At 38.3% G+C, this 2,650-nt stretch carries 1 protein-coding gene; it reads left to right on the top strand.

The window, feature by feature from the left end:
- Positions 1-1,623: 1,623 nt before the first annotated feature.
- Positions 1,624-2,650, top strand: a 1,027-nt coding sequence (locus GT590_RS14870; protein ID WP_161171192.1) for a hypothetical protein, incomplete at its 3' end; no start/stop codon positions are given.

Raw genomic sequence — 2,650 nt, 5'->3', positions numbered from 1 at the left:
TTTTTATGTTTATCTCTAGTATTACTCTTTAGACAAAAAAATTGTAGTAAGAACTATTCATAGAGTGAATCGAAAACAATACGAAAATGTAAACATTTCCTATACGTAGTATATAGAGACAAAATAGAAGAAACCGTTCATAATTTTCTGACCAATGAAGAATCATCAACGCTATCACTTTCTGTTCATAAAGTATGCGCAATCCACATCGGTATAGAATATAATCGGGGATGCCTTTATCTTGAAAAAATGCACCCGCAGCTTCGCTAGTAATCAGTAAACGCGGGAAGTGGAGTCAGGCTTTTTTTATGGAAGAGAAAATAGACACCAAAGTAGCCTTCTTCTAACCTTAACGGACCTACAGTGCAAAAAGTTATCAAGAGACTGCATTATAGAGCGCACAAAGGAGAAAAAAAAGTAATCTAAGATGCTTTGTTAGAAAAATAGCGCTCTCGGGATGCATTTTTGTAGAACAAAAAAGAAGTATAGATTCTTTGTTGGTAAAATAGCGCTCTCGCGTTGCATTTCTGTTCTGTAAAAATGCAGCTCAGATTCTTTGTTTGAAAAATTAGCGCTCTCGCGTTGCATTTTTGTTCTACAAAATGAAGCACAGATGCTTCGTTAACAAAGATATGCTATTGAAGTGCAAGATGGAAACGCAGAAAATGAACCGGGGATGCGACGTGCAAGATTACCTATGCAATAGATGCAATAGTTTCTCCAGGAACCGAAATACATACATTGTCTTCCGTAAAGCGCTAGACTATATATTATTATACAGGTTCAAATATACTATCTGTTTCAGGGAAAACTCCCAGGTTCGGATGTTCAAAATTCAATGATGGGTAACAAGTACGATCGTAAATCTGTAAAACAGTTTGTCGGATATTAGGCTGTATCTCCTCAAAGCGTATTCGAATATCATTGAGAAGCTGCAGCGTCACATCGGATAATAATGATGGCAGCCATTGTAGAAGTGCCTTTTGCATTTCTAGTCTCTTTCTCGGTCTAGCTAGTTTTACTACATCGCGAAGATAGAATCTTAGATCACACTGCCTTTGCTGAGCTGGATCAATAGAGTAACAAAAGAGTGGTAAGGCCTCGTTAAAGGACAAGGACCTGAGCGGAAGTGTATCGTACAGTAGACGGAGTATACTAGTATAGTCTATAGTCCGTGGAATTCTAAGTGCCAGCTTTATAATGTCATTCTCCTTACTACAGACCCGCCTGAAAGTAGACACATCATCATCAGTAAGCTTTGACAAAAAGCATTGAGTAGCTAACTCTTCTATGCAATCTATAGCTGTTTTATAAGGCATTCAATGGACAGATTGAGGTTTTTGAAACATACTAGTGAAATTAGCCTTAATCCCTTCTCGAAGTTAATCATGCATTATGGTGTAAAAAATGCAACTCGCGTTGCTCTACTTTTTCCCGAATTTCCAAATACGCAGCTGGGGTGATTGCTCGATTTCGTAACGAAAGTTTTGTTTATAAAAACCGCGAAAACCTTCTGTAACAGATAGATTTTTACAGCGCTGATATACAATGACATCAGCTGTAATGGAAAATAACTGAAATATGAATGGCGAGAGACTGCTTGTTTGTATTAAGCAATGTATTATGCAGCACTTCCAACCTATGGTGTACGATGAAAGTAGGTGTGTAATCGAGACGACAAGGGGGACTTTTCCAGTTCCTGACAATTATAAGAAATACAAAACGTTAGCATTTGCATTTGTTGGACATGTACTGAATACAGACGACACACCGGTAATTGAAAAAGAACTGGATTGGCCTGATCCTGCACTAGTGTACAATACAATTGTCGATCGAATCATAAATCACCCAGAATTATCACAGTTTATATCGGTTGCATTTATTAGTCAGTTAAAGGCCACCATCGGAGAGGGTTTAGATATTAATGTAAAAGGCACGCTAAACCGCAGGGGAAAGGGTATCAGAAGGCCTAAAGGCGTATTTTTTAGATACATGGAATCTCCATTTGTCAATGCAAAGGTCACTGCATTCTTCTCTTATCTTCGAGATTATAATAAAATTGCCTCAGAATATCACAATAATACTAAATTCATTCTCACGTTTTCATGTCAAGCATATTGGGCATCTGGCCCAAACTTCTCCGCCTTGAAGAATGTTATTAGGTGCTCCATAATTCATGAATACATTTCTAAGTTTGTGGAAAGAGAACAGGATAAAGGTCATATAGGAGATCAGGAGCTACCGCCTGAAGAGGACCCTTCTCGTGAACTAAACAATGTACAACATGAAGTCAATAGTTTAACGGAACAAGATGCGGAGGCGGATGAAGGATTGTGGGGTGAAATAGATTCATTATGTGAAAAATGGCAGTCTGAAGCGGAAGATCAAACTGAGGCGGAGATAATAGCCGACAGGATAATTGGAAATAGCCAGAGGATGGCGAACCTCAAAATTCGTCGTACAAAGTTCAAAAGTGTCTTGTATCATATACTAAAGGAACTAATTCAATCTCAGGGAACCGTAAAGGTTTATCGCGGTAGTAGTTTTTCACACGATTCGATAAAGATAAGCTTACATTATGAAGAGCAGCATATTACAGCCGTATGGGTCTACTTGACAGTAAAATTTGAAGAGCATTGGAAGCCTGTTG

This window comes from Eggerthella sp. BIOML-A1 (genome assembly GCF_009875595.1).
GTDB classification, from domain to species: domain Bacteria; phylum Actinomycetota; class Coriobacteriia; order Coriobacteriales; family Eggerthellaceae; genus Eggerthella; species Eggerthella lenta.
This window is presented reverse-complemented; position numbering and strand designations above follow the sequence as displayed.